Raw genomic sequence first — 20,053 nt, forward strand, 5'->3', positions numbered from 1 at the left:
ATAACACCCATGGCCAACGACTTCCCTTCCGATGAGTGGACGCGCGCGTACAAGGACGCGATCAATTCGAACCCTGCCTACAAGATCGCCGGCAAAGACTGGACGCACGGCGTCGTTGCGATGGTCGTCAAAGCGGATCCGTCGCTCGGGATACCGGAAGACCAGGGTATGTGGCTGGACGTGCACGGCGGCGAGTGTCGCGATTGCAAGCTCGTTTCGCGGGAAGAAGCCGACAAGGCCGCCTTCGTGATCGTGGCCGATTATGCGCGCTGGAAGCAGGTCATCAAGAAAGAGATCGACCCGATCAAGGCGATGATGCAGAACAAACTCAAGCTCACGAAGGGTCACATGCCGACCATCGTGAAGTACGTGCAGTCCTCGCGGGAGCTGGTGGAATCCACCACGCGGGTCCCCACCAAGTTCCGGGACGAACCGTAGGTCCACGCAGCGCGAGGGTTCCTGCCGCAGACGTCGGTGTGCGATTTGCACCGTGAATACTCCAACGGTATTGACGGATCCGCGCGCGAGGCCCGAAAATGCGCCCCATGTCTCTTCCGACGCCTCTCGTGCTCGTCGCTGACGACGAGCCGTCCATGCTCGAGTTGGTCGCACGTCATCTTCGCACCATGAAAAATCCCACCATCGAGGTCATCGAGGCCTCCGACGGTGAACAAGCGTGGTCGCTCGCGCAAGAGCACCTGCCGGATTTGGTCGTGCTCGACGTGATGATGCCCGGCATGAGCGGTTGGGAGGTCTGTCGCAAGATCCGCGAAGACGTCTCCTTGGCCCACACGGGCGTGTTGATGCTGACGGGCATCGGCGAGAACCTCAATCAGCTCACCAGCCCGCTCTACGGCGCCGACGCGTACATCGACAAGCCCTTCGACTTCGGTGAGCTCGACGAAAAAGTGCGCACCGCGCTCGAAGCGCGCGAAGGTCAGCGCGAAGGCATCTCCCGCCCGCGCTTGAACGGCGTCGGCGGCGCCGCGCGCCCGGCGAAGCGGGTCATCGGCAAGGTCGCAAAGGCGCCGAAGAAGAAGGCCAAGCCGGCAAAGGCGAAGGCGAAGACCACCGCCGCGGCAACGCGCGCGACCCGCGCGACCCGCGGCAAAAACGGCAAGGCGGCGAAGGCCCCCGCCGTCGCCAAGGCCACCAAAGGCGCGCCGAAGGTCACAAAGGCCGCGAAGAAGGGCGCAAAGCCGGCGAGGAAGGCCCCCGCCAAGCTGCCGGCCAGCGTCAAGGCTCGGGCGGGCAAAGCACCCACGCCGAAGAAGGGCGCCGTCGCCCCCGCGAAGAAGGGCGCCAGCGCAAAAAAGGGCGCCGCCGCCGCCAAGAACGGCGCCAGCGCAAAAAAGGGCGCCGCCGCCGCCAAGAACGGCGCCGCCGCGAAGAACGGCGCGAGCGCGCGCAACGGCGGGCGCAACCACGCCCCCGCCAAAGCCGCACGAACCGCACCCAAGTCGCCGAAGGCTTCGCGCAAAGTGCCGCCGCCCGCCCGCGGCAAGAGCCGCGCAACGCGGTAGCTCCGAGACGGGACCGGAACGCGCGTGGCGTCGAACGATCGGCGCCCGCGCGCGCGTGGCGACTGCGTGCAGGGTCGGCGATTGGCGCTGCGCGACTGCGTGCGGGGTCGAGCGATCGTCGCCCGCGCGCGCGTGGCGTCGAATGCTCGGTGTCATCCGGAACGCGCGTGGGGTCGAGCGATCGTCGCCCGCCCGAATGCGCGTGGGGTCGAGCGATCGTCGCCCGCCCGAATGCGCGTGGGGTCGAGCGATCGTCACCCGCGCGCGCGTGGCGTCGAATGCTCGGTGTCATCCGGAACGCGCGTGGGGTCGAGCGATCGTCGCCCGCCCGAATGCGCGTGGGGTCGAGCGATCGTCACCCGCCCGAATGCGCGTGGGGTCGAGCGATCGTCGCGCGCCCGCGCGCTGCGCGACTGCGTGTGGGGTCGAGCGATCGTCGCCGCCCCAACGTGCACTCCTCTCGAAAGCTTCGTAGCTACGAGCAGCTACGATTTTGCCTCGATCACGCCCTCTTCGCGGAACCAATCGACCGCGCGCCGCACGCTCTCGGCGAGGGGGCGCGTGGGCATGCCCAGCTCGTTCTTCGCCTTGTCGCAGCGGAAGAACACGTTCTTCATCGCGTAGCGCGCCGCGCGGTAGGTGGCGCTCGGCTCTTTGTGGGTCACACGATCGGCCCAGAGCTCCATGCCGAGCGCCACGCTCACGGCCACGGAGGCCGGCACCTGCAGCCACGGCGTCTTCACCCCCGCGATCCGCGCGACGATGGCGTACAGCTCTTTCAAGGTCACGTTCTCGTTGCCGAGGATGTAGCGCTCGCCCGCGCGCCCTTTTTCCTCCGCCAGCACGTGACCCATCGCGCAGTCGTCGACATCGATGGTGCAAATGCCGCCGGGCGGAATCGCTGGGAACTCGCCCCGCAAGATCGACAGAATGATCTTGCCGGTGGGCGTGGGCGCGATGTCGCGCGGCCCGAACGGAAACGCAGGATTCACCACCACCAAGGACATGCCCGCGTCGGCAAAGCTGAGGGCGACGCGCTCGCTCAGCCACTTCGTCATGATGTAGTCGTTGCCGTCGAACAGATTGAAGCGGCACGTCTCGTCGGCCTCGCCCCCTTCGACCAGGCCGATGGCGGCGATGGAGCTCGTGTACACCACCCGCCGAACCCCGGCGTTCTTTGCCGCCAGCAAGGTGGCCGATGTGCCTTCCACATTGACCCGCCAGATCGGCGTCGGATCCTCCAGCCAAATGCGGTAGATGGCCGCCAGGTGATAGAGCGACTCACACCCCGATAGCGCTTTTTGCATGCGCTTGGCGTCGGTGACGTCGCACGTGATGCGCTCGACATTCAAATCGTCGAGGTTCTTCGTGTTGGCCCCCGGCTCGATGATGGCGCGAACGTCGCGCTTGGCCGCGAGCAGATGACGCACCACGGCACTGCCAATGAAACCCGTTGCCCCCGTGACTGCTACGGTTCCCATGGCGTAGGGCATATCATCAACGGACTGGCTTGCGTTCGTAATTATTTCGTGTACGAATCTTTCGTATACCGAGGAGATAGCGCGATGCCCAGTCCTTTCCGCGAAGAACACGAGCACTTCCGTCGAACCGTTCGCCAATTCGCCGAGAAGGAGCTCGCTCCTTACGCGGAAGAGTGGGAGCGCGCGGAGGATTTCCCGAACGACGTGTTCAAGCGCGCGGGCGAGCTCGGAATTTTTGGTGCGCACTACCCCGAAGAAGCGGGTGGTTTGGGCGGCGATTATTGGTTCGCCGTGGCCAAGAGCGAAGAGCTGGTGCGCTCGCGCATGAGCGGGGTCACCATGGCTCTGCTCGTTCAGGCGGACATGGCCACACCGGTCATCGCCGATCTGGGCACGAAGGAGCAAATCGACGAGTTCCTGCACCCCGCGATCCAGGGGCAGAAAATCGCTGCGCTGGGCGTCTCGGAGCCGAACGCCGGGAGCGATGTGGCGGGCATTCAAACCTGGGCCAAAAAAGACGGCGACGATTACATCATCAACGGCGCCAAGACCTTCATCACCAACGGCACCCGCGCGGACTTCATCACCCTGCTGGTGAAGACGGCGCCCGATCAAGGCGCGCACGGGTGCAGCTTCTTTTTGGTGCCCACCAAGACCAAAGGGTTCTCGGTCGCCAAGAAGCTGAAGAAGATCGGCAATCACTCCAGCGACACCGCGGAGCTGGCCTTCGAAGACATGCGCGTCCCCAAGCGCTACCTCCTGGGCGAGGAGAACTCGGGGTTCATGTACCTGATGCAGAATTTCCAATCCGAGCGCATCATCGCATGCACCAGCGGGCTGGCCGGCGCGCAGCTGACCATCGACCAATCGATCGAATATGGGCGCGAGCGCAAGGCGTTCGGCAAACCGATCATCAAACGGGAGTACTGGCAGCACAAGTTCGTCGATCTGACCGCCAAGCTCGAGGCGGCGCGCGCGCTCTCGTACAAGGGAGCGGGGGAGTACAACGAGGACAAGTACGTCAAAAAAGATCAAGTGAGCTTCGAGACCGTGAAGACGATCTCGATGGCCAAGATCTTCGCGGGCGACGTCCTCAGCGAGATCGCCGACGAGTGCCTGCAGTTCCACGGCGGCGCGGGCTACATCGAAGAATACGATATTGCGCGCGTATGGCGCGACCAGCGTCTGTTTCGTATTGGTGGCGGCACCACGGAGACGTTGCGGTATTACGTCGCAAAATTGATGGGGCTCTGAGCGGCCTACGCGACGCGAGGCCTGGGGCCATCCGCCTACGGTAATCGGTTATGCCGCCATCGCGTGCGCGAGCGGATGACCGAGGGCGGGTGGCCGTTGCTTCGAACCGGACATCGTTCGTCGGATGCGACGACGAAATGCGATGTCGAGAAGTAACGATTTTATTTATGCAACCCGGACCGTGATAAAAACTGGAATCGGGTAACGCGGCAGGTCATGGTAGGCGAAGACCGCCGTGAATCGCACCGCCCACAAAAGGCCGCACGCGCTGCTCCGCGCCCTCTCTGCGTTCCTTGCGTTCGTGCTGGCGCTGTCGGCGTCGGGCGCTTCGATGGCCGCGTGGTGGGCGACGTCGAGCCCCGAAGGGACGCGCTCGACCCGCGATTCCATGTTCGTGCAGAGTGCACGCGATGTCGGCTCCGATTTCGACACCGTGGGGCCTGCGGGCGATGGAACGGCCGGGTGGATGGACGAAGAGGAGCAGGACGACGATCCGGTCGCCGATGCGCCGCGCACGGTCTTCGAGATCTCCGAGGAGAGCCTCGCCGTGGTGTGGGAACGACCCGATTGCGAGCGGCCCGTGAGTGATCCGGACGCCGACGAAACGTCTCCGCCTCCACGAGCACGGCGAGCGTAGTCGCGTCTACACGTTCGTGGTGGTTCGGAGGAACGTCCGAGCATCGAACGTAGGCATACCCCTGTGCGCGATACGGCCCATTCGCCGCCGTCTCCGCGTCCATCGACTCACATAACAAACCATCTGCCTCGTGAGCTGCTCGATACCGGCGCTCACCCGAGAGCGGTCCATCCGTCGGACGAACGGGAACGGAATAGGAAAACGGGATACGGCCATGCATTCGGCAAATGGAACGAGCGATCGAAGCGCGCGCGCACCTTACTCGAACCGACGCGCGGAGAGCCCGCTGACATCGATCCTGGCGGGCCAGAAACAGATGATGATCGAGTGGGCCTCGACGTGGAAAGAGGTGATTCGCTCGAAGAGCCGCGGCGGCGACATGCTGGCGGGGGTCACGGTGGCCGCCGTCGCGCTGCCGCTCAACTTGGCGCTCGCCGTCGTGAGCGGATTGCCGCCGATCGCCGGTCTCATCGCGGGCTCGCTCGGCGGGGTCGTCGCCGCCACCTTTGGCGGATCGCCCATGCAGGTGACGGGGCCGGCCGCCGCGTTGAGCATGATGGTGCTCGCCCTGGCCACGGAGTTCGGTCCGATGGGCGTGGCGGCGGCCACCTTGATCATCGGCGTGGTGCTGCTGGTGCTCTCGGCGCTGCGCGCAGGGAAGCTCGCGGAGTACGTGCCCGAGGCGGTGCTGGCCGGCTTCACCACCGGCGTCGGGGTCAAGCTCCTCGACGCGCAGATCCCGGTGCTCCTCGGGTCCGACTACACGGTCGCGCAGATCGCGCAGATGATGCACCGGCCCGAGTGGCTGCACGACGTTCAGTGGATCGCCGTGGTGTGCGGACTCTTCGTGGCGTTCTTGGTGACGACGGCGAAACGGTTCAAGCGATTTCCGGCCGCGCTGGTGGGCATTGCCCTGGTCACCTTCGTATCCGTTTACGTCAAGTGGGATATCACGCGCGTGGGGGTAATTCCCTCGACGTTTCCGAGCCCGTCCATTCCCGGCATCGAGGAGGACAAATGGCTCGACCTGCTCGTCAAGACATTGCCGCTGGCGCTCCTCGCGGGGGTCGAGTCGCTCCTCTCGGCGCGCGCCGTCGATCGCATGGCCGGGGCCACCAAGCTGCACAATCCAAACTTGGAGTTGTTCGGGCAAGGCCTGGCCAACCTGTCGGTGGGCCTCATGTCCGGCATGCCCGTCACGGGGGTGATCGTGCGCTCGGGCGTGAATGTGCAGAGCGGCGCCAAGACGCGCATTTCGGCCATCACGCACGGCCTGGTCCTCGCGGGCTGCGTTCTGTATCTGAGCCCCTACATCGCGCAGATTCCGCTGGCCGCGCTGGCGGGGCTGCTCTGCGTGGTGGGGGTTCGCCTCATCGAGGTGGGGGTGCTCGTGCACCTCGCCCGCACGGACAAGATGCTGGCCGCCGCCTTCGTGGTGACGTGCGTCGGTACGGTGAGCGGGCACCTGATGATGGGCCTGGTCTCGGGCCTCGCAATCGCGTGGCTCGATCATGCGCTGCGCAGGGGTGAGCGCGCCGCAAAGGCGCATGCGGTGCGGGTGGGAAACCCGAACCTGCGCGCGGTGGTGGGCGCCCATCCGATCGCCGCGCGAACGGGCGCGCACCCGATTCCGAGCGGGCCCGAGTTTCAGAAGTGGCTCTCGAACATCCGCAGCAGTGTGCGCAGGGCCAAGAGCAGCTATGTGCACAAGCAAGCCAACGTGGTCGGGCGCATCGTGATGGAGGAGCACGTTCACGTGGCGGCCGGCAGCTCGGTGCGCGCGGACGAAGGTGCGCCGTTCTTCATCGGGGCCAATACGAACATCCAAGATGGCGTGGTCATTCACGCGCTCAAGGACAAGTTCGTTCGGGTCGATGGCGCGGACTGGGCGGTCTATGTCGGCAAGAACGTATCCATCGCGCACGACGCCTTGGTGCACGGTCCGTGCTTCGTGGGCGATCATACGTTCGTCGGGTTCAAGGCGGTGGTGCACGACTCGGTGGTGGGGCCGGATTGCTTCATCGGCATCGGCGCCGTGGTGGTGGGGGTCGAGGTGCCCGCTGGGCGCTTCGTTCCACATGGAACCATCGTCGACTCGGCGGAGAAGGTCGCGGCGCTTCCCCCGGTCAGCGAAGCGCAGCACGAGTTCAACGCCGACGTGGTCGAGGTCAATCGCGGCCTGGTCGAGGCGTACCAGCGCCAAGGTGGACAGGTTCGCAGGCTTGGCCGGCGCAAGGGCAAGGGCATCGAGGCCGGATGGTTTCCACCCGTCGGCCGAACGGGCACCGATCGGTTTTAGCGGCTCACGGAGCGGCCGCGCCATTTTTGGCAGATTGAATTCAAGGATGGGATGGGGGAAATGAGCACGTCATTCGTCGTGGGTTTCTTGGGAGGGCTCGCCGTGTACCTCGGCGTGCTGGGGTACCGCGCGTGGTTTCGGGTGGAGCAGGGCTACCTCGCCGTTCTAACGAGCTTTGGCGCGGCGGTCATGAAGGGCAAGGATGGTAAAGCGCTCCGCCTCTTCGAGCCGGGTCTGCACTTCAAGTGGCCGTGGCAGAAGGTGCACACGGTGGCCATCATGGAGCAGAACCTCGATCTCTCCGGCGAGGACGGCGGGCGCATGGCCATGGCGGAAGACGGCACCGTTCTCCGCTTCGACTCCATCCTGCGCTACGCCCCCGACAAAGAGCAAATCTACGCCTTCCTCTTCGGCATGAAGGCGCCGCTGGAGCACATCACCCGGCTCTTCACGTGCCTGCTCCGAAACGAGATCGCCAACTTCGGAAGGACCGCGCGCGATTCGAGGGACTCGCGCGACCCGCGTGAATCGCAACCCGAGGCGCCCCACGAAGGTTCGTACGCGCTCATCCGCCGCGAGCGCCACGAGCTCAATCGCCGCATCGAAGCGTTCTGCCGCGATCAAGTGGGCGAGCGCTATGGCGTGAAGTTCAACGCGGTGGACCTCACGGACATTCTCCCGCCCGACGAGCTGGTCGACGCGCTCAACGCGGTCATGAACGCCAAGGCGGAGGCCGACGAGGAGTACGCCCGGGCGGAGGCCGATTGCCAGCGCCATATCCTCGCGGCCGAGCGCGGGGTCGACATCGCCCGCGCGCGCGCCCTGGCCGCCGAGCGCGAGATCCGAACCCTGGCCACCTACCTCGAGGAGCTGCGCAAGAGCAGCACCTTGGCGCTCTACGTGCAGCGCCGAAAGGCCGAAGTCCTCGCTCAATCGCGCGCCTATTACTTCCGGAGCACATGATGAACGACAAGTGGATGCTTTTCGCAGGTCTCGCGGCAGGCTTTGCGCTGGTGCCGATTCTCCGCACCCTCGTGCGGCGCCTTCGGGTCGAGGTGGAGGACGAGGAGGTGGCGCTGGTCACCCGCTTCGGGAAGCTCACCGACGTGATCACCAAGCCGGGCTGGCACTGGCTCGTCGCCCGCGCGCTCCCGTTCGTGAACGTGATCCCCGTCTCCTTGCGGCGCGACTTTCGGGACATCACCAACATCCGCGTGAACGACGCGCGGGGGACCACGGTGGTGGTGGACGTCTTCCTCGAGTTCCGCATCACGGATCCGGTGAAGGTCACCTTCGACGTGGCGGACTGGGACCGCTCGATGCGAAACGTCGTCTCGCACGCGGTGATTTCGATCTTGGGCAACCGCGACTTCAAGCAGATCCTATGCGACCGCACCGAGCTCAATGAGCGGCTGCAGCGCGAGCTCGAGGCGGAGACGCAGCGCTGGGGCATCGGCATCGAGCTGGCGCTGATGCGCAACGTGAGCCTCTTGCCGGAGGTCTCGCAGCAGGTCTTCCACACCATCGCCGCGCGCCTGGAGCGGGCCAAGGCGTACATCGAGGAAGAGGGCCATCAGCGGGTGGCGCTCTTCGAGGCCCAGACGAGCGCGCGCATCGCCGAGCTGGTCGCGGACGCCAAGGCGCAATACCCGGCGGCCGTGGGCCGGGCGTACGCCGATCTGAAGACGAACCCGGAGGTCTTCGCGGCCTACGAAACGCTCTACGAGCTCTCGTTGGTCAACCCGCACAGGATGACGGCGTTCAAGGGCTTCACCGAGGGCGAGATCCGCTCCGTCGACGCCGCGATGCTCGAGCCGCAGTTCCCGCCGTCGTATGCGGATGGTGCCCCGGCGAGCGGCATGAGGTTATCGGATCCGGGGGCGCCGAGGAACGTGGCGGTGCTACCTCCACGCCTGAGGGAGGCTGTGGTAGATAGCCAGGATGGGTGAAACCAAGCCGAGCGACTTCATCCGCGACAAAGTGTCCGCGGACCTCGCCGCGAACAAATACGGCGGTCGGGTCGCTACCCGCTTTCCGCCGGAGCCGAACGGGTACCTTCATATCGGTCATGCGAAATCGATCTGTCTGAACTTCGGCGTGGCCCAGGAGTTCGGCGGGGTCTGCCACCTCCGCATGGACGATACGAATCCGACCACCGAGGATCCGGAGTATGTCGAGGCGATTCAGCGGGACGTGCGGTGGCTGGGCTTCGAGTGGGGCGAGAACATGTTCTACGCCTCCGACTACTACGAGCGCCTCTACGAGCTCGGCGAGAAACTCATCCGTCTGGGCCGCGCCTATGTCTGCGATCTCTCCGAGGAGCAGATGGCCGAGTACCGGGGCATCGTGGGGCAGCCGGGCAAGGAGAGCCCCTACCGCGATCGCTCGGTGGAGGAGAACCTCGATCGCTTCCGCCGGATGCGAAAGGGCGAGTTCCCGGAGGGGGCGTGCGTCCTGCGGGCGAAGATCGACATGACGTCGCCCAACATGAAGATGCGCGATCCGCCCATTTATCGCATCAAGCACGCGCACCATTACCGCACGGGCGACAGCTGGTGCATCTACCCGCTCTACGATTTCGCGCACTGCCTGTCCGACTCCATGGAGCGCATCACGCACTCCATCTGCACCCTGGAGTTCGAGAGCGCGCGCGAGCTCTACGACTGGGTGGTCCAGGCGACCGAGATGCCGTGGGTGCCGAAGCAAACGGAGTTTGCGCGGCTCAATTTGACCTACACGGTGATGAGCAAGCGCAAGCTGCTCCAGCTGGTGGGCGAGGGGCACGTTCGCGGCTGGGACGATCCGCGCATGCCCACCCTCGCCGGCATGCGCCGCCGCGGCTACACCCCCGAGGCCATCCGCGACTTCTGCGGCCGGGTCGGGGTGGCGCGCAACATCAGCACCGTCGACGTGGCCCTGCTTGAGCACACGGTGCGCGAAGATTTGAATCCGCGCTCGCCGCGCGTGCTCGCCGTGCTCCACCCATTGAAGGTGACCATCGCCAATTGGCCCGACGGCGAGGTGGAGGAGCTCGATGGGCCGTATTGGCCGCACGACATTCCAAAAGAGGGGTCGCGCAAGATCCCCTTTTCGGGCGAGCTCTACATCGATCGCGATGACTTCATGGAGGAGCCGCCCAAGGACTTTTACCGGCTCGCGCCCGGTCGCTCGGTGCGCCTGCGGCACGGGTACATCGTGACGTGCACGGAGGTGATCAAGGACGCGGCGGGGCAGGTGAAGGAGCTGATCTGTTCCTACGATCCCGCGACCCGCGGTGGGGTGGCGCCAAAGGGAACGAAGATCGATGGGACGATTCACTGGGTGAGCGCCGCGCACGCGCTCGACGCGGAGGTGCGGCTCTACGATCGGCTGTTCTCGACGGAGTTCCCCGGCGGGGCGGGGGTGGACTTCAAGGAGGAGCTCAACCCGGCTTCGTTGACCGTGGTGACGGCCAAGGTCGAACCAAGCTTGAAGTCGGCGGCGGCGGGGGATCGGTTCCAGTTCGAGCGGCTGGGGTTCTTCCTGGTCGACTCCGACTCCAAGCCGGGCGCGCCGGTGTTCAATCGCACGGTGTCGCTCAAGGACTCGTGGGCCAAGGCGGTGGAGGCCAAGGCGGCGGGCGCGGGGGCGCCCAAGAAGGAAGCGCGCGCGGCATCGCCCTCGGCGGCCAAAGCGGGTGGCGCGGCCCCGGCGCGCGCGGAGGCGAAGGTCACCTTGTCCGAGGGCGCCAAGGCGCTGGTGGAGGCGCACGCGCTGACGGAGGACGAGGCGTCGACATTGGACGCATCGCCGGTGCTGCGGGGGATCTTCGATGCGGCGATCGGCAAGGGCGCGAAGGCGAAGGCGGTGGCGTCGCTCTTGACGAACGACGTGCTCGGCGAGCTGCGCGGGCGCGATCTGGAGCGTCCTCCGTTCGAGGGCGACGCGGTGGCCGAGCTGCTCGCGTTGGTGCAAGACGGCACCTTGTCGACCAAGCTCGCCAAAGACGTTCTCGTCGCCATGTTCGACGGCGAGGGCTCACCGCGGGTCATCGTCGAGCGCCGGGGGATGCGGCAAATCGGCGATCGCGGTCAGGTCGAATCGGCGGTCGAAGCGGTGCTCGCGCAGAACGCCGATGCGGTGGGGCGCTACCGCGCGGGCAACGCCAATGTGCTCGGGGCGCTGGTGGGTTTGACGATGAAGGCCACCGGCGGGCGCGCGAACCCCAAGTTGGTCACGGAAATTCTGAAGCAGAAGCTCTCGGCCTGAATCGGCGCGGCTCGTCCGCGCCTTCCTCTTCAACGCGGAGGCGCGCGGCTGGGCCGCGCCCGACTTTCAACCGGAGGCGCGCGGCTCGTCCGCGCTCGACCTTCAACCCAGAGGTGGCGTCATGATCCAGCGGGTGCTTGCACCGTATTCGGAGCGGGTGTTCTTCGTGCTGCGCGTGATCTATGGGCTCATGTTCGCGATGCACGGGATGCAGAAGGTCCTGGGGATTTTGGCCGACCATGCGGTGCCGGTCGGATCGCAGCTGTGGATCGGAGGGATCATCGAGCTTACGACCGGTCTCGCCATCGCCGTGGGGCTCTTCACATCGTGGGCGGCCTTTTTGGCGAGCGGGATGATGGCGGTGGCCTACATGCAATTCCATTGGAAGTTCCAAATGGGCGGAGCCTTCTTTCCCGTGGTGAACAAAGGGGAGCTGGCCGTGATGTACTGCTTCGCGTACCTCTACCTGGCCTGCCGCGGCGCGGGACCGTTCAGCCTCGACGCGAAGCTGCGCGCGGGTCGCGGCTAACGATCGGCCAAGGAGACGCCGACGGTGCGGGCGGCCATCAGGATCTCGTCGGACAATTTGCTGCCGCGAAGGACCCGCGCGAGCGCGACGGCTCCGACCATGAGGGCGATGATGGCGAGCGCCCGCTGCCGCGCGTTGCTCGCGCCTTTGGCGAGCCTCTTTTCGAGCAGCTCGGCGTAGCTGCTCACCTGCTCGACGACGATGGGCTGCACCACGTCGTGCACGTGGGGCAGCTCCGTGAGCAAGGTGGTCATGGGACAGCCCTCGTCGGGGTGGTCGCGGTGCGAGCGGCTCATATAGCGCCGGAGCACCGTCTCCAGCCACGCGCGGTCGTCTTCTTCGTTGCACGTCAATCGACCTTCGCCCTCGGCGAAGGCCTTTCGGACGACCTCGCCGATGAGATCCTGCTTCGATTTGAAGTGCGCGTAGAAGCCGCCCGCCGTGAGGCCGACGGAGGCCATCACCGCGTCGATGCCCGTGTTGGAGATGCCACGGGAGCGAAAGAGGCTGGCCGCGGCCTCGATGATGCGGTCGCGCGAACGTTGCCGATGTCCCGTCGGGTAGCGCATGGGTTATTGTATGACGGGCGTTCGCTATGTCAAATGGCGGGCGCGGAAGGGGGTCGCGGTTACGGGGGCGCGAGGTGGTAGCGCACGCGGTAGATGTCGCTCCGGCCCAAGGTGTTCGGCGGCCGCTGGCTGTTGTAGTAGAAAACGCCCGGTTCGCGCGGGTCGATCGCGGCGCCAAAGTCCCATGTCGTGTCCGAGTTGACGGTGGCGCCCAGCCACGTGGGGGCCTGGTAGCGGCCGCCGGAGGGTACGCTGGTGTAGAGGTCGACGCGATCGTCGCCGCGGCGCTCGGAGGCGAAGACGAGGGTGCGGCCGTCGTGGAGAAAGGCGGCGTCGAAGTCGTCGCGCTCGGAGTTGATGTCGGGGCCGAGGTTTTCGGCGGGCGCCCAACCGCGGTCGCGGCGCGCGGACCAAAAAAGGTCGTGCTTGCCGCTTCCACCGCGGCCGTCGCTGGCGAAGAGGAGGTGCTGCCCGTCGGGCGCGACCACCGGGCCCCACTCATCGCCGGCCGAGTTGACATGGGGGCCGAGGTTCGCGGGCTCGCCGTACGTTCCGTCGCGGAAGGATACGAAGTACACGTCGTCGCCGCCCAGACCTTGGGGGCGATTGGAGAAAAAGTAAACGCCGGAGCCGTCGGGGGCAAACGAGGGATCGAAGTCATTCCCCGCCGAGTTGAACGGCACGGGGTGGGGTGGGGACCAGCCTTGGCCTTCGCGAACGACCTCCCAGATGTCCCAGGCGCCGGCACCGCCGGTCCGATCGGTGCTGCCCCAGAGCATGCGGCGGCCGTCGGGGCTGAATGTCAGCTTGACCTCCGAGTGCTCGGTGGTGACCACCTTGGGAAAGGCGAGCTCCGGCTCCCCGTCGATGACGACGCGCCATGCGCTCGACCCGTCGATGGCGCCGCGCCGCGCGCTCGATTCGTTCGTGTGCCCAGGGGCGATGGTCGAACGGGCTTCGTGATCCGCACGCGCGTCGTGGCTCGTACGGGTGCCTGCATGTTCGCCTGCGCAGGCGCCGAGCAGGCACGCCACCAGGACGGTCGAAACTTTCCGCATGAAAAACGTCTCCTCGATGACCCTTACGAAGAGCGCTTCGGAATCGTGGTTGCCTGGCGCGCTTTTTTATTCGGCAGGCCTGCCCTCGGACGGGCAACCCAAGGCGCGGCTTCGCGCGGCGGCCTCGCGCCAGGTGACGGAGGTGGCGTCGGGCGCGCTCCCGCGGGGGGTGCCCCAGCGTTCGAGCACCACGCGGTAGGCGTCGCAGGCGCCTCGAGGGTTGCCGGTTCGTTCTTTGGCGAGGCCGAGCCAGAGGTGGGTGCGGGCGTGCAAGAAGGGCTGCTCGAGCCCTTGGCAGCTTTGTGCGGCCGACTGCAATGGCGCGAGCGCGCGCGCCGGATCGCGGGCCTCCAAGTAGAGGCGACCCTCGTAGGCTTCGATGAGCCCAATGTGGGCGGCTGCGTAGCCAAAGGGCTCCATCTTGGCCGAGTCCGCGGCCGGCGCGAGCCGCACGGCGTGGTGCACGTCGATGCCGCCCCCGGCCGCGCTCCCCCAGCGCAGCGCCCATCGCTCGAAGGGCGTCATCTGTGCGGCCCGCTCCCAGGTGTCGCTCGCCTCGTTCCAGGTGGCCGTGGTGATGCGGCCGCGACCGAGGGCGGAGGCGAGCATCACCGGCTCGTAGTAGTCGGCGCCCGACTCATGGCGGTCGAAGCTCACGTGGCTGTTCGTCCAGACGTCGCGCTGCTGCAGCACGCGTTCGGCGATGCGCGCGGCCTCGGCGCCGCGCCCGAGCTCCGTCAAGGTCTCGACCCGCATCAACGCGGCCCGCACGTGCGGCTCGGAGTTCGTTGCGCCGGCAACGGATTGCTCGAGCTGATCGATCAGGCGAAGCGCCTCGGCGAAGTCGCCGGTCCATACGGCGAGCTTGACCCGGTCGTGCAGGCTGGCGACCGCGCGCTCCTCGGGCGCGTGCTGGTTCCACCGCAGCGAGAGCGCCTCCAGGATGGTGTCGCGCGGCGCGCCCTCGGCCGCCAGCGACGCCGCCAAATGCCGGTAGGCCAGCGCCGTCGTGGGATCGCGCGCGATCCAGCGGCGCGCCTCCGCCACCGCCTCCCGGCACTGGCCGCGCTGCCGCAGCACGACGATGCGGTCGCGCAGGCAGTCCCCTGCGCCGGGGGCGACTTGGATGCACCGATCGAGCGCCGACAAAAGGTCGCCCGTTCGTCCGAGCAGGGCCAAAATGCGCCCCTGCATTTGCCACGCGTCCGCGTAGAGCGGGTCCAGCTCGGTCGCGCGCTGCGCCAAGGTCAAGCTTCGCACCGCCTCGGCGGAGTCCGAGGCGTTCGCGAGGTTCGCGGCCGCCGCCACGTAGTTCATCTCGGCGTCGTTGGGGAACCGCGGGAGCCCTTCGTTCACGACGCGCGCGGCCGCGGCCCGATCGGGAACGTCGGACGCCACCAGGGCGGTCATCATGTCGAGCAGGATGCGCTCGCGCTCCCGCATCGCCCCGCGCAAGCCGAGCGCGCGGCGCAGGTGCTCGCGTTGCCGGATGATGGGCCAGTACCACTCCGCGGTCATCGTCAGACGCACCGCGACCTCCGGGCACCCGGGATCGCGCTCCACCGCCCTTTCGAACGCGCGGTGCGCCCGCTCCCACGTCGCCTCGCGCATCGCTTGGAGCCCTTCGCGGTAGCTCGCGGCCGCGTCCGCCCGGCACGCTGGCGACAGCGGAACATCGGTCACCACCACCGGCGGTGCGCTCGGACCCACCTTCGCCGCCGTCGCGTTCGAAGCGTCCGTCCGCGCTGCCTCGCCCGCCGCCCGTGGCGCCTCCGTGCCGCTCACCAACGCCGCAAACGACAACGCCGCGCCCGCGAGCGCCAGGCGTGGCCACCGAATCGAGCCATGCCGCGCGCGCCCGCGGACCCCGCCCGGACGCCATTCGAAATCGCGCGCCGCGAGCGCGAGCTCCGCCTCGACCACGGTGGCCGATTCCGGCCGCCCATCGCGATCCTTGTTCAGCAACCGCGCCACCAGCGCGTCGAGCGCCGGCGGAACGTCGACGCCAAGCTCGCTCACCCGCGGCGGATCGTGCAGCACCAGCTTGGCGATCACGGTGAACGCGTCGGGCCCCTCGAAGGCCTCCCGGTTCGTGAGGCACCGAAACAAAACGCACCCGAGCGCAAACAGATCCGCCCGCCCATCGATGTCCTCGCGTGCGCGCGCCTGCTCCGGCGCCATGTAACCGGGGGTGCCCAGCGCCCGCTCGCGGCCCGCGAGCCGCGTGGCGCTCAAGAAGCGCGCGATGCCGAAATCCACCAACAGCGCCTTGGCCGCGCGCTTATCGGGCAGGAGCACATTGCGCGGTTGGACGTCGCGGTGCACCAGGCCCATCGCGTGCGCGGCGCCGAGCGCCTGCGCGAGGCGGCGGCCCAGGGCGATGGTCTCCGCCACGTCGAGCGGTCCGCGCTCCAGCCGGTCCCGGAGGCTCTCCCCTTCGACCCAATGCATGGCCAGGTACGGCTCGCCGTCGCGCGAAATGCCGTGCGCCACATAGCCCACGATGGCCGGGTGCGAGAGCTCCTCGAGGGCGCGCGCCTCCACCCGAAAGCGCTCCTCGTCCGCGCCGCGCAGGATCTTGAGCGCCACGGCGGCGCCGGTTCGCTCGTCGAGGGCGCGGTAGACGACGCCCGTCGCACCGATGCCCGCCTCGCGCTCGATGCGAAAGCGGTCCGCGAAGAGCTCGCGCTCCGCCGCGGTCGGCAGCGCGCCGAGCTCGTCCCACCGCCATCGCGCGCGCGCCTTCCTCGACCCCGACGGCGCCGCGTCTTCGACCTTGGGGATCGTCACAGCTCGACCCCGAGGACATGTCGGGCCTCGCTGCGAAACTCCTCGTCGCTGGTCGTGACCTCTCGCAATGTCAGGAGAACGATGGCGCGAAATTCACGGCGCATGGCTTGGAGGCGGTAGGTCACCTCGGGCACCGACAACCCGAGCTCCGCAGCAACCGACGCATACGAGGATTTGTGTCCCTGGCCCCCGTCCGTCAAGTGAAGGCGCTCGAACACCGCGAAGTGATCTTGCTTCTCATTCTCCGCGCACTGCGCGCGAAGCCGGATGGCCGACGCCTCGAACAAGCTTCGAACCCACTCTTGTTCGAAGAACGCTTCGGGATCGTGCACGATGGCACCATCGAGCTCCGCCTCGGCCGCCGCCGTGTCGAGGGCGATGTCGAGCGCGATGGGGCGCACGCCGGAGCCGCGCTTGATGGCGCGATCGTGACGATGGCGATCGGTCACGAAGTGATCGAGGCACCTTCGGACGAAGGTGCGAAAGCGCCCCTTCGTCGGGTCGTACGCGTGGAATGTCTCTTTGCCGACGGCGTGCAGGAAAAAGTCCTGGCTGATCTCCTCGGCCTCGGACGTGGTCTTCCGCCAGCGCAGGCGTACATATTTGTATACGGGCTTCCAATACGCCGACGCCAATCGCTCCAGCGAGCGTGCGCGCTCCGCATCGTCGGCGCTGTGGAGCCCAAAGAGAATCGACTGCGTCGTCGTTGGAAATCCGCCCCGTGCACTCGGTTCCGCCATGGTGAAAGAGGCGATGGTATCACACCGGCCACCCGACCGCCCGTGCTGCTTGCAGCGTGCACCGCGTGCGTCCTTTCACCTTGCGATCGCATGCATCGCTTCTCTATGGTGCTCACGCCCACAATCGACGAAGTGAAGAAGTCATTCGTTGTTCGCAGTCCATAACGCATGGAGGCGGTCATGAAACGATGGGGCATTGGTGTCGTTGCGGTTGCTGTGTTGGTGGGCTCGGCGGCATGCAGCTCGAGCGCCCAAGAAGACGGAGCGGCGTCCAACACGCCGGACCGCATATGGGAATACCGCGTGCATGACGCGGTGTCCCGCGCGGACGATCTGGCGGACGCAGGGCTCGATTTGTTGGAGAAGCGCGAAGGAAACGATCTTTTCGTGCTCGGCGACGACGCGACGGGCGACCAGCTTCGCGCGCTCGGCTTCAGCATTGCGGTGAACGAAGAAATCGTGGTGCCGCAGTGGGCTCCCCCGCCGCTGCGCGCGAACAATGCCGAATTGAGCCCGGCGGATGTCGAAGAGACGTATTACGGTGGATACCGCACCGTCAATGCGCACTATGCGCACCTCGACAAAGTCGCCACGGATTATCCCGGGCTGGCCAAGGTCGTCACGTACGGGCAATCGTGGAAGAAGCAGACGGGGCGCGGCGGCTACGATTTGAAGGCCATTTGTATTACCAAACAGGCGGCCGGCGATTGTGCGCTATCGCCCAACTCGGCCAAGCCGCGCTTCTTGTTGTACACGCAAATTCACGCGCGCGAGATCACCACCGGTGAGGTGGCGTGGCGCTGGATTGACTACTTGACCGCGAACTACAACACCGACGCGACGGTGAAGCAGCTCGTGGACACCGAAGAGCTATGGGTGGTCCCCATCGCCAACCCGGATGGAGTGGAGATCGTCCAACAAGGCGGGAGCCGTCCGCAATTGCAGCGCAAGAACGCGAACACCTCCAACGAGACGACCACCACCTGCAGCACACCGAACCACGGTGTGGATCTCAATCGCAACTTCGGGAGCCACTGGGGCGGCGCCAGCACCACGCGCAGCGTCTGCGGCGAGACGTACCTCGGGCCGCGGGCGGACTCGGAGCCCGAGACGCAGGCCTCCGAGAGCCTATGGCGCAAGCTGTTCCCCGCCGTGCGCGGCCCGAACCCGAGCGATCCTTCGCCGGCCACCGCGAAGGGCCTGCTCCTGACGTTGCACTCGGCGGCCAACACCGTGATGTTCCCCTGGTACTACGAGACCGTGCGCACCGGAAACGATGCCACCCAGCGCGCCATCGCCCGGCAGCTCGGCTCGATCACGGGCTACCCGTACGGGCAATCGGGCGAGGTCCTGTACGCGGCCTCGGGCAGCACCGATGACTGGGCCTACGAGAAGCTCGGCGTGGCGGTGTTCACGATCGAGGTCGGCGCCGGCGGCAACTGCTCCGGGTTCTTGCCGGCCTTCTCGTGCCAGGCGAGCACCTTCTGGCCCAAGATGCGACCGGCGCTGATCTACGCGGCCCAAAAAGCCGTGGCGCCGTTCAAGCCCTGAGCCATTTCGTCCGGGCGGAGCGCATGCGCCATGCTGCGCTCCGCCGGTCGTTCTACGGAACGATCCACGTCTCCACGTAGAGGAGCGCGAGCGCCGCCAGCAACGCGGGCACGGTGACGACGAGGCCGATGCGGACGAAGTCGCTCGTTCGGATCTCGACCCCGAGGCGGTGGAGCATCTCGATCCAGAGGAGCCCCGCGAGCGATCCCATGGGCAAAAAGCGGGGACCGAGATCGCCTCCGACCAGGGCCGCGAGGGTGCGCCACTCGCGATCGCCGGGCAGCTCGGCGATGGCCAGCGCGTTGAGCGCCGCCGCGGGGTGGTTGTTGAGCATGGCCGAGCCGATGGCGGAGAGCCCTCCGGTCACGGCGATGCGGGCGGCCCGGTGCTCGCCTGCCGCATCGTAGACCTGCGCGAGCGCGTGCGTGACGCCGACGTTCTCGAGGCCCAGCGCGGTGACGAAGATGACGAACAGGAACGCCAGGACGTCCCACGCCACCGCGCCAAGCGCTTGCACGACCGACACTTGTCCCGCGCGCACGCCCACGACGCAAATGACGAGCGCACCGCACGCGGCCGCGATCCACACGGGACCGTCGAAGTACGAGAGGATCGGATAGGCCAGGAGCATCGCGCCCAGAATGGCGAGGACGGCGTTGGCCGCGGACTCCATGGGCGCCAAGGAGCCTTGCTCGGGGCCGCGCGCGGGGATGTCGTCCTCGAGCATCGACCGAAACGCGATGCGCAGCATGGCATAGGTGCACACCGAAGAGGCCACGGCCACCGGGATCATGCGCAGCGCATAGGCGTTGAATCCAAGGCCGACCCTCTCGGCGACCACCAGGTTCATGGGGTTCGACGTGCAGAGCGGCGCGATGCCGGCCGAGGCAAAGACGGCGAACGAAAAGGGGACCACCAAGTACGGGCGCTTCGGGTAGAGGCGGCGGATGAGCGGGACGATGATGGGCGTCAGGAGCAGGATGGCCGCGTCGTTGTTGAAGATCGCCGCGGTGAGCGCCCCGATGACGTACACGGTGACGAAGGCGTGGGGCACCGGGCCGCGGGTGCGCAGCTCGATGCTTCGGGCCACGCGGTCGAGGATGCCGAGCCGGTGGGCCACTTGGGTCATGGCCATCACCGACGCGACGGTGAGGAGCGGCCTCCAGAGCAGCTCCCCGCCGCGTAGCAGGTCGCGCCAGGAGAGCACACCCGTCGCGAGCATGATCAGCACGCCGGGGATGGCACCGAGAGCAGGATCGAGGCGCCCGAATCGTCCGATGCGGGGGCGGGCGACCACCAGTGTGATCGTCAGTGCCAGCGCACCGAACGCGATAGGGAGCACCTGTTCACTCTACCTTCATCGGCTCGCTTGTG

The 20,053-nt window shown here is 66.9% G+C and carries 16 protein-coding genes; 10 read left to right on the forward strand and 6 right to left on the reverse strand.

What is annotated here, in order from left to right:
* The first annotated feature begins 9 nt into the window (after positions 1 to 9).
* Complete coding sequence (locus LZC94_44780) at positions 10 to 438, forward strand: SCP2 sterol-binding domain-containing protein (GenBank protein ID WXB14924.1); 429 nt, start codon at positions 10 to 12, stop codon at positions 436 to 438.
* 188 nt (positions 439 to 626) lie between these two features.
* Positions 627 to 1,523, forward strand: coding sequence for a response regulator (locus tag LZC94_44785; GenBank protein WXB14925.1), 897 nt, complete (start codon positions 627 to 629; stop codon positions 1,521 to 1,523).
* Between the two features lie 485 nt (positions 1,524 to 2,008).
* Here the strand turns inward: LZC94_44785 and LZC94_44790 are convergent, their stop codons facing one another.
* A complete protein-coding gene (locus tag LZC94_44790; protein ID WXB14926.1) occupies positions 2,009 to 3,004 on the reverse strand; it encodes an NAD-dependent epimerase/dehydratase family protein in 996 nt (331 codons plus the stop codon).
* 84 nt (positions 3,005 to 3,088) lie between these two features.
* Here LZC94_44790 and LZC94_44795 point away from each other — a divergent pair, with 84 nt between their 5' ends.
* The 7 genes from LZC94_44795 to LZC94_44825 all read left to right on the forward strand — a co-directional run bounded on the left by LZC94_44795 (position 3,089) and on the right by LZC94_44825 (position 11,971).
* The gene (locus LZC94_44795) at positions 3,089 to 4,258 is read left to right on the forward strand and encodes an acyl-CoA dehydrogenase family protein (protein ID WXB14927.1); all 1,170 of its coding nucleotides are present in this window, start codon (positions 3,089 to 3,091) and stop codon (positions 4,256 to 4,258) included.
* Positions 4,259 to 4,493: 235 nt separating this feature from the next.
* On the forward strand, positions 4,494 to 4,895 hold the full coding sequence (locus LZC94_44800) for a hypothetical protein (GenBank protein ID WXB14928.1): 402 nt from the start codon (positions 4,494 to 4,496) through the stop codon (positions 4,893 to 4,895).
* Positions 4,896 to 5,109: 214 nt separating this feature from the next.
* The gene (locus tag LZC94_44805) at positions 5,110 to 7,194 is read left to right on the forward strand and encodes a hypothetical protein (GenBank protein ID WXB14929.1); all 2,085 of its coding nucleotides are present in this window, start codon (positions 5,110 to 5,112) and stop codon (positions 7,192 to 7,194) included.
* Between the two features lie 60 nt (positions 7,195 to 7,254).
* Positions 7,255 to 8,157, forward strand: a complete 903-nt coding sequence (locus tag LZC94_44810; protein ID WXB14930.1) for an SPFH domain-containing protein — start codon at positions 7,255 to 7,257, stop codon at positions 8,155 to 8,157.
* On the forward strand, positions 8,154 to 9,143 hold the full coding sequence (locus LZC94_44815; protein ID WXB14931.1) for an SPFH/Band 7/PHB domain protein: 990 nt from the start codon (positions 8,154 to 8,156) through the stop codon (positions 9,141 to 9,143). The genes LZC94_44810 and LZC94_44815 overlap by 4 nt, the downstream gene beginning before the upstream one ends.
* The gene (locus tag LZC94_44820; protein ID WXB14932.1) at positions 9,136 to 11,442 is read left to right on the forward strand and encodes a glutamine--tRNA ligase/YqeY domain fusion protein; all 2,307 of its coding nucleotides are present in this window, start codon (positions 9,136 to 9,138) and stop codon (positions 11,440 to 11,442) included. The genes LZC94_44815 and LZC94_44820 overlap by 8 nt, the downstream gene beginning before the upstream one ends.
* Positions 11,443 to 11,563: 121 nt before the next feature.
* Positions 11,564 to 11,971 carry a DoxX family protein gene (locus LZC94_44825; protein ID WXB14933.1) on the forward strand — a complete coding sequence of 136 codons (408 nt, stop codon included), beginning with the start codon at positions 11,564 to 11,566 and terminating at the stop codon, positions 11,969 to 11,971.
* On the opposite strand, the gene LZC94_44830 is transcribed toward LZC94_44825, so the two are convergent.
* The 4 genes from LZC94_44830 to LZC94_44845 form a co-directional block, all read right to left on the reverse strand.
* Entirely contained in the window at positions 11,968 to 12,540 is a 573-nt protein-coding gene (locus LZC94_44830) for a TetR/AcrR family transcriptional regulator (protein WXB14934.1), read from the reverse strand. The two genes, LZC94_44825 and LZC94_44830, sit on opposite strands and share 4 nt — an antisense overlap.
* A gap of 59 nt (positions 12,541 to 12,599) precedes the next feature.
* Entirely contained in the window at positions 12,600 to 13,598 is a 999-nt protein-coding gene (locus LZC94_44835; protein WXB14935.1) for a hypothetical protein, read from the reverse strand.
* 66 nt (positions 13,599 to 13,664) lie between these two features.
* Entirely contained in the window at positions 13,665 to 16,388 is a 2,724-nt protein-coding gene (locus LZC94_44840; protein WXB14936.1) for a serine/threonine protein kinase, read from the reverse strand.
* Positions 16,385 to 17,128: a hypothetical protein gene (locus LZC94_44845; GenBank protein WXB14937.1), complete on the reverse strand. Its 744-nt coding sequence runs from the start codon at positions 17,126 to 17,128 to the stop codon at positions 16,385 to 16,387. The genes LZC94_44840 and LZC94_44845 overlap by 4 nt, the downstream gene beginning before the upstream one ends.
* Before the next feature lie 180 nt (positions 17,129 to 17,308).
* Between LZC94_44845 and LZC94_44850 the strand changes: the two genes are divergently transcribed.
* The gene (locus tag LZC94_44850; GenBank protein WXB14938.1) at positions 17,309 to 18,679 is read left to right on the forward strand and encodes a hypothetical protein; all 1,371 of its coding nucleotides are present in this window, start codon (positions 17,309 to 17,311) and stop codon (positions 18,677 to 18,679) included.
* Positions 18,680 to 18,731: 52 nt separating this feature from the next.
* Here the strand turns inward: LZC94_44850 and LZC94_44855 are convergent, their stop codons facing one another.
* A complete protein-coding gene (locus tag LZC94_44855; protein WXB14939.1) occupies positions 18,732 to 20,021 on the reverse strand; it encodes a hypothetical protein in 1,290 nt (429 codons plus the stop codon).
* Positions 20,022 to 20,053: the final 32 nt, after the last annotated feature.

The sequence above is a fragment of the Sorangiineae bacterium MSr11954 genome (assembly GCA_037157815.1).
GTDB lineage: Bacteria > Myxococcota_A > Polyangia > Polyangiales > Polyangiaceae > Pendulispora > Pendulispora albinea.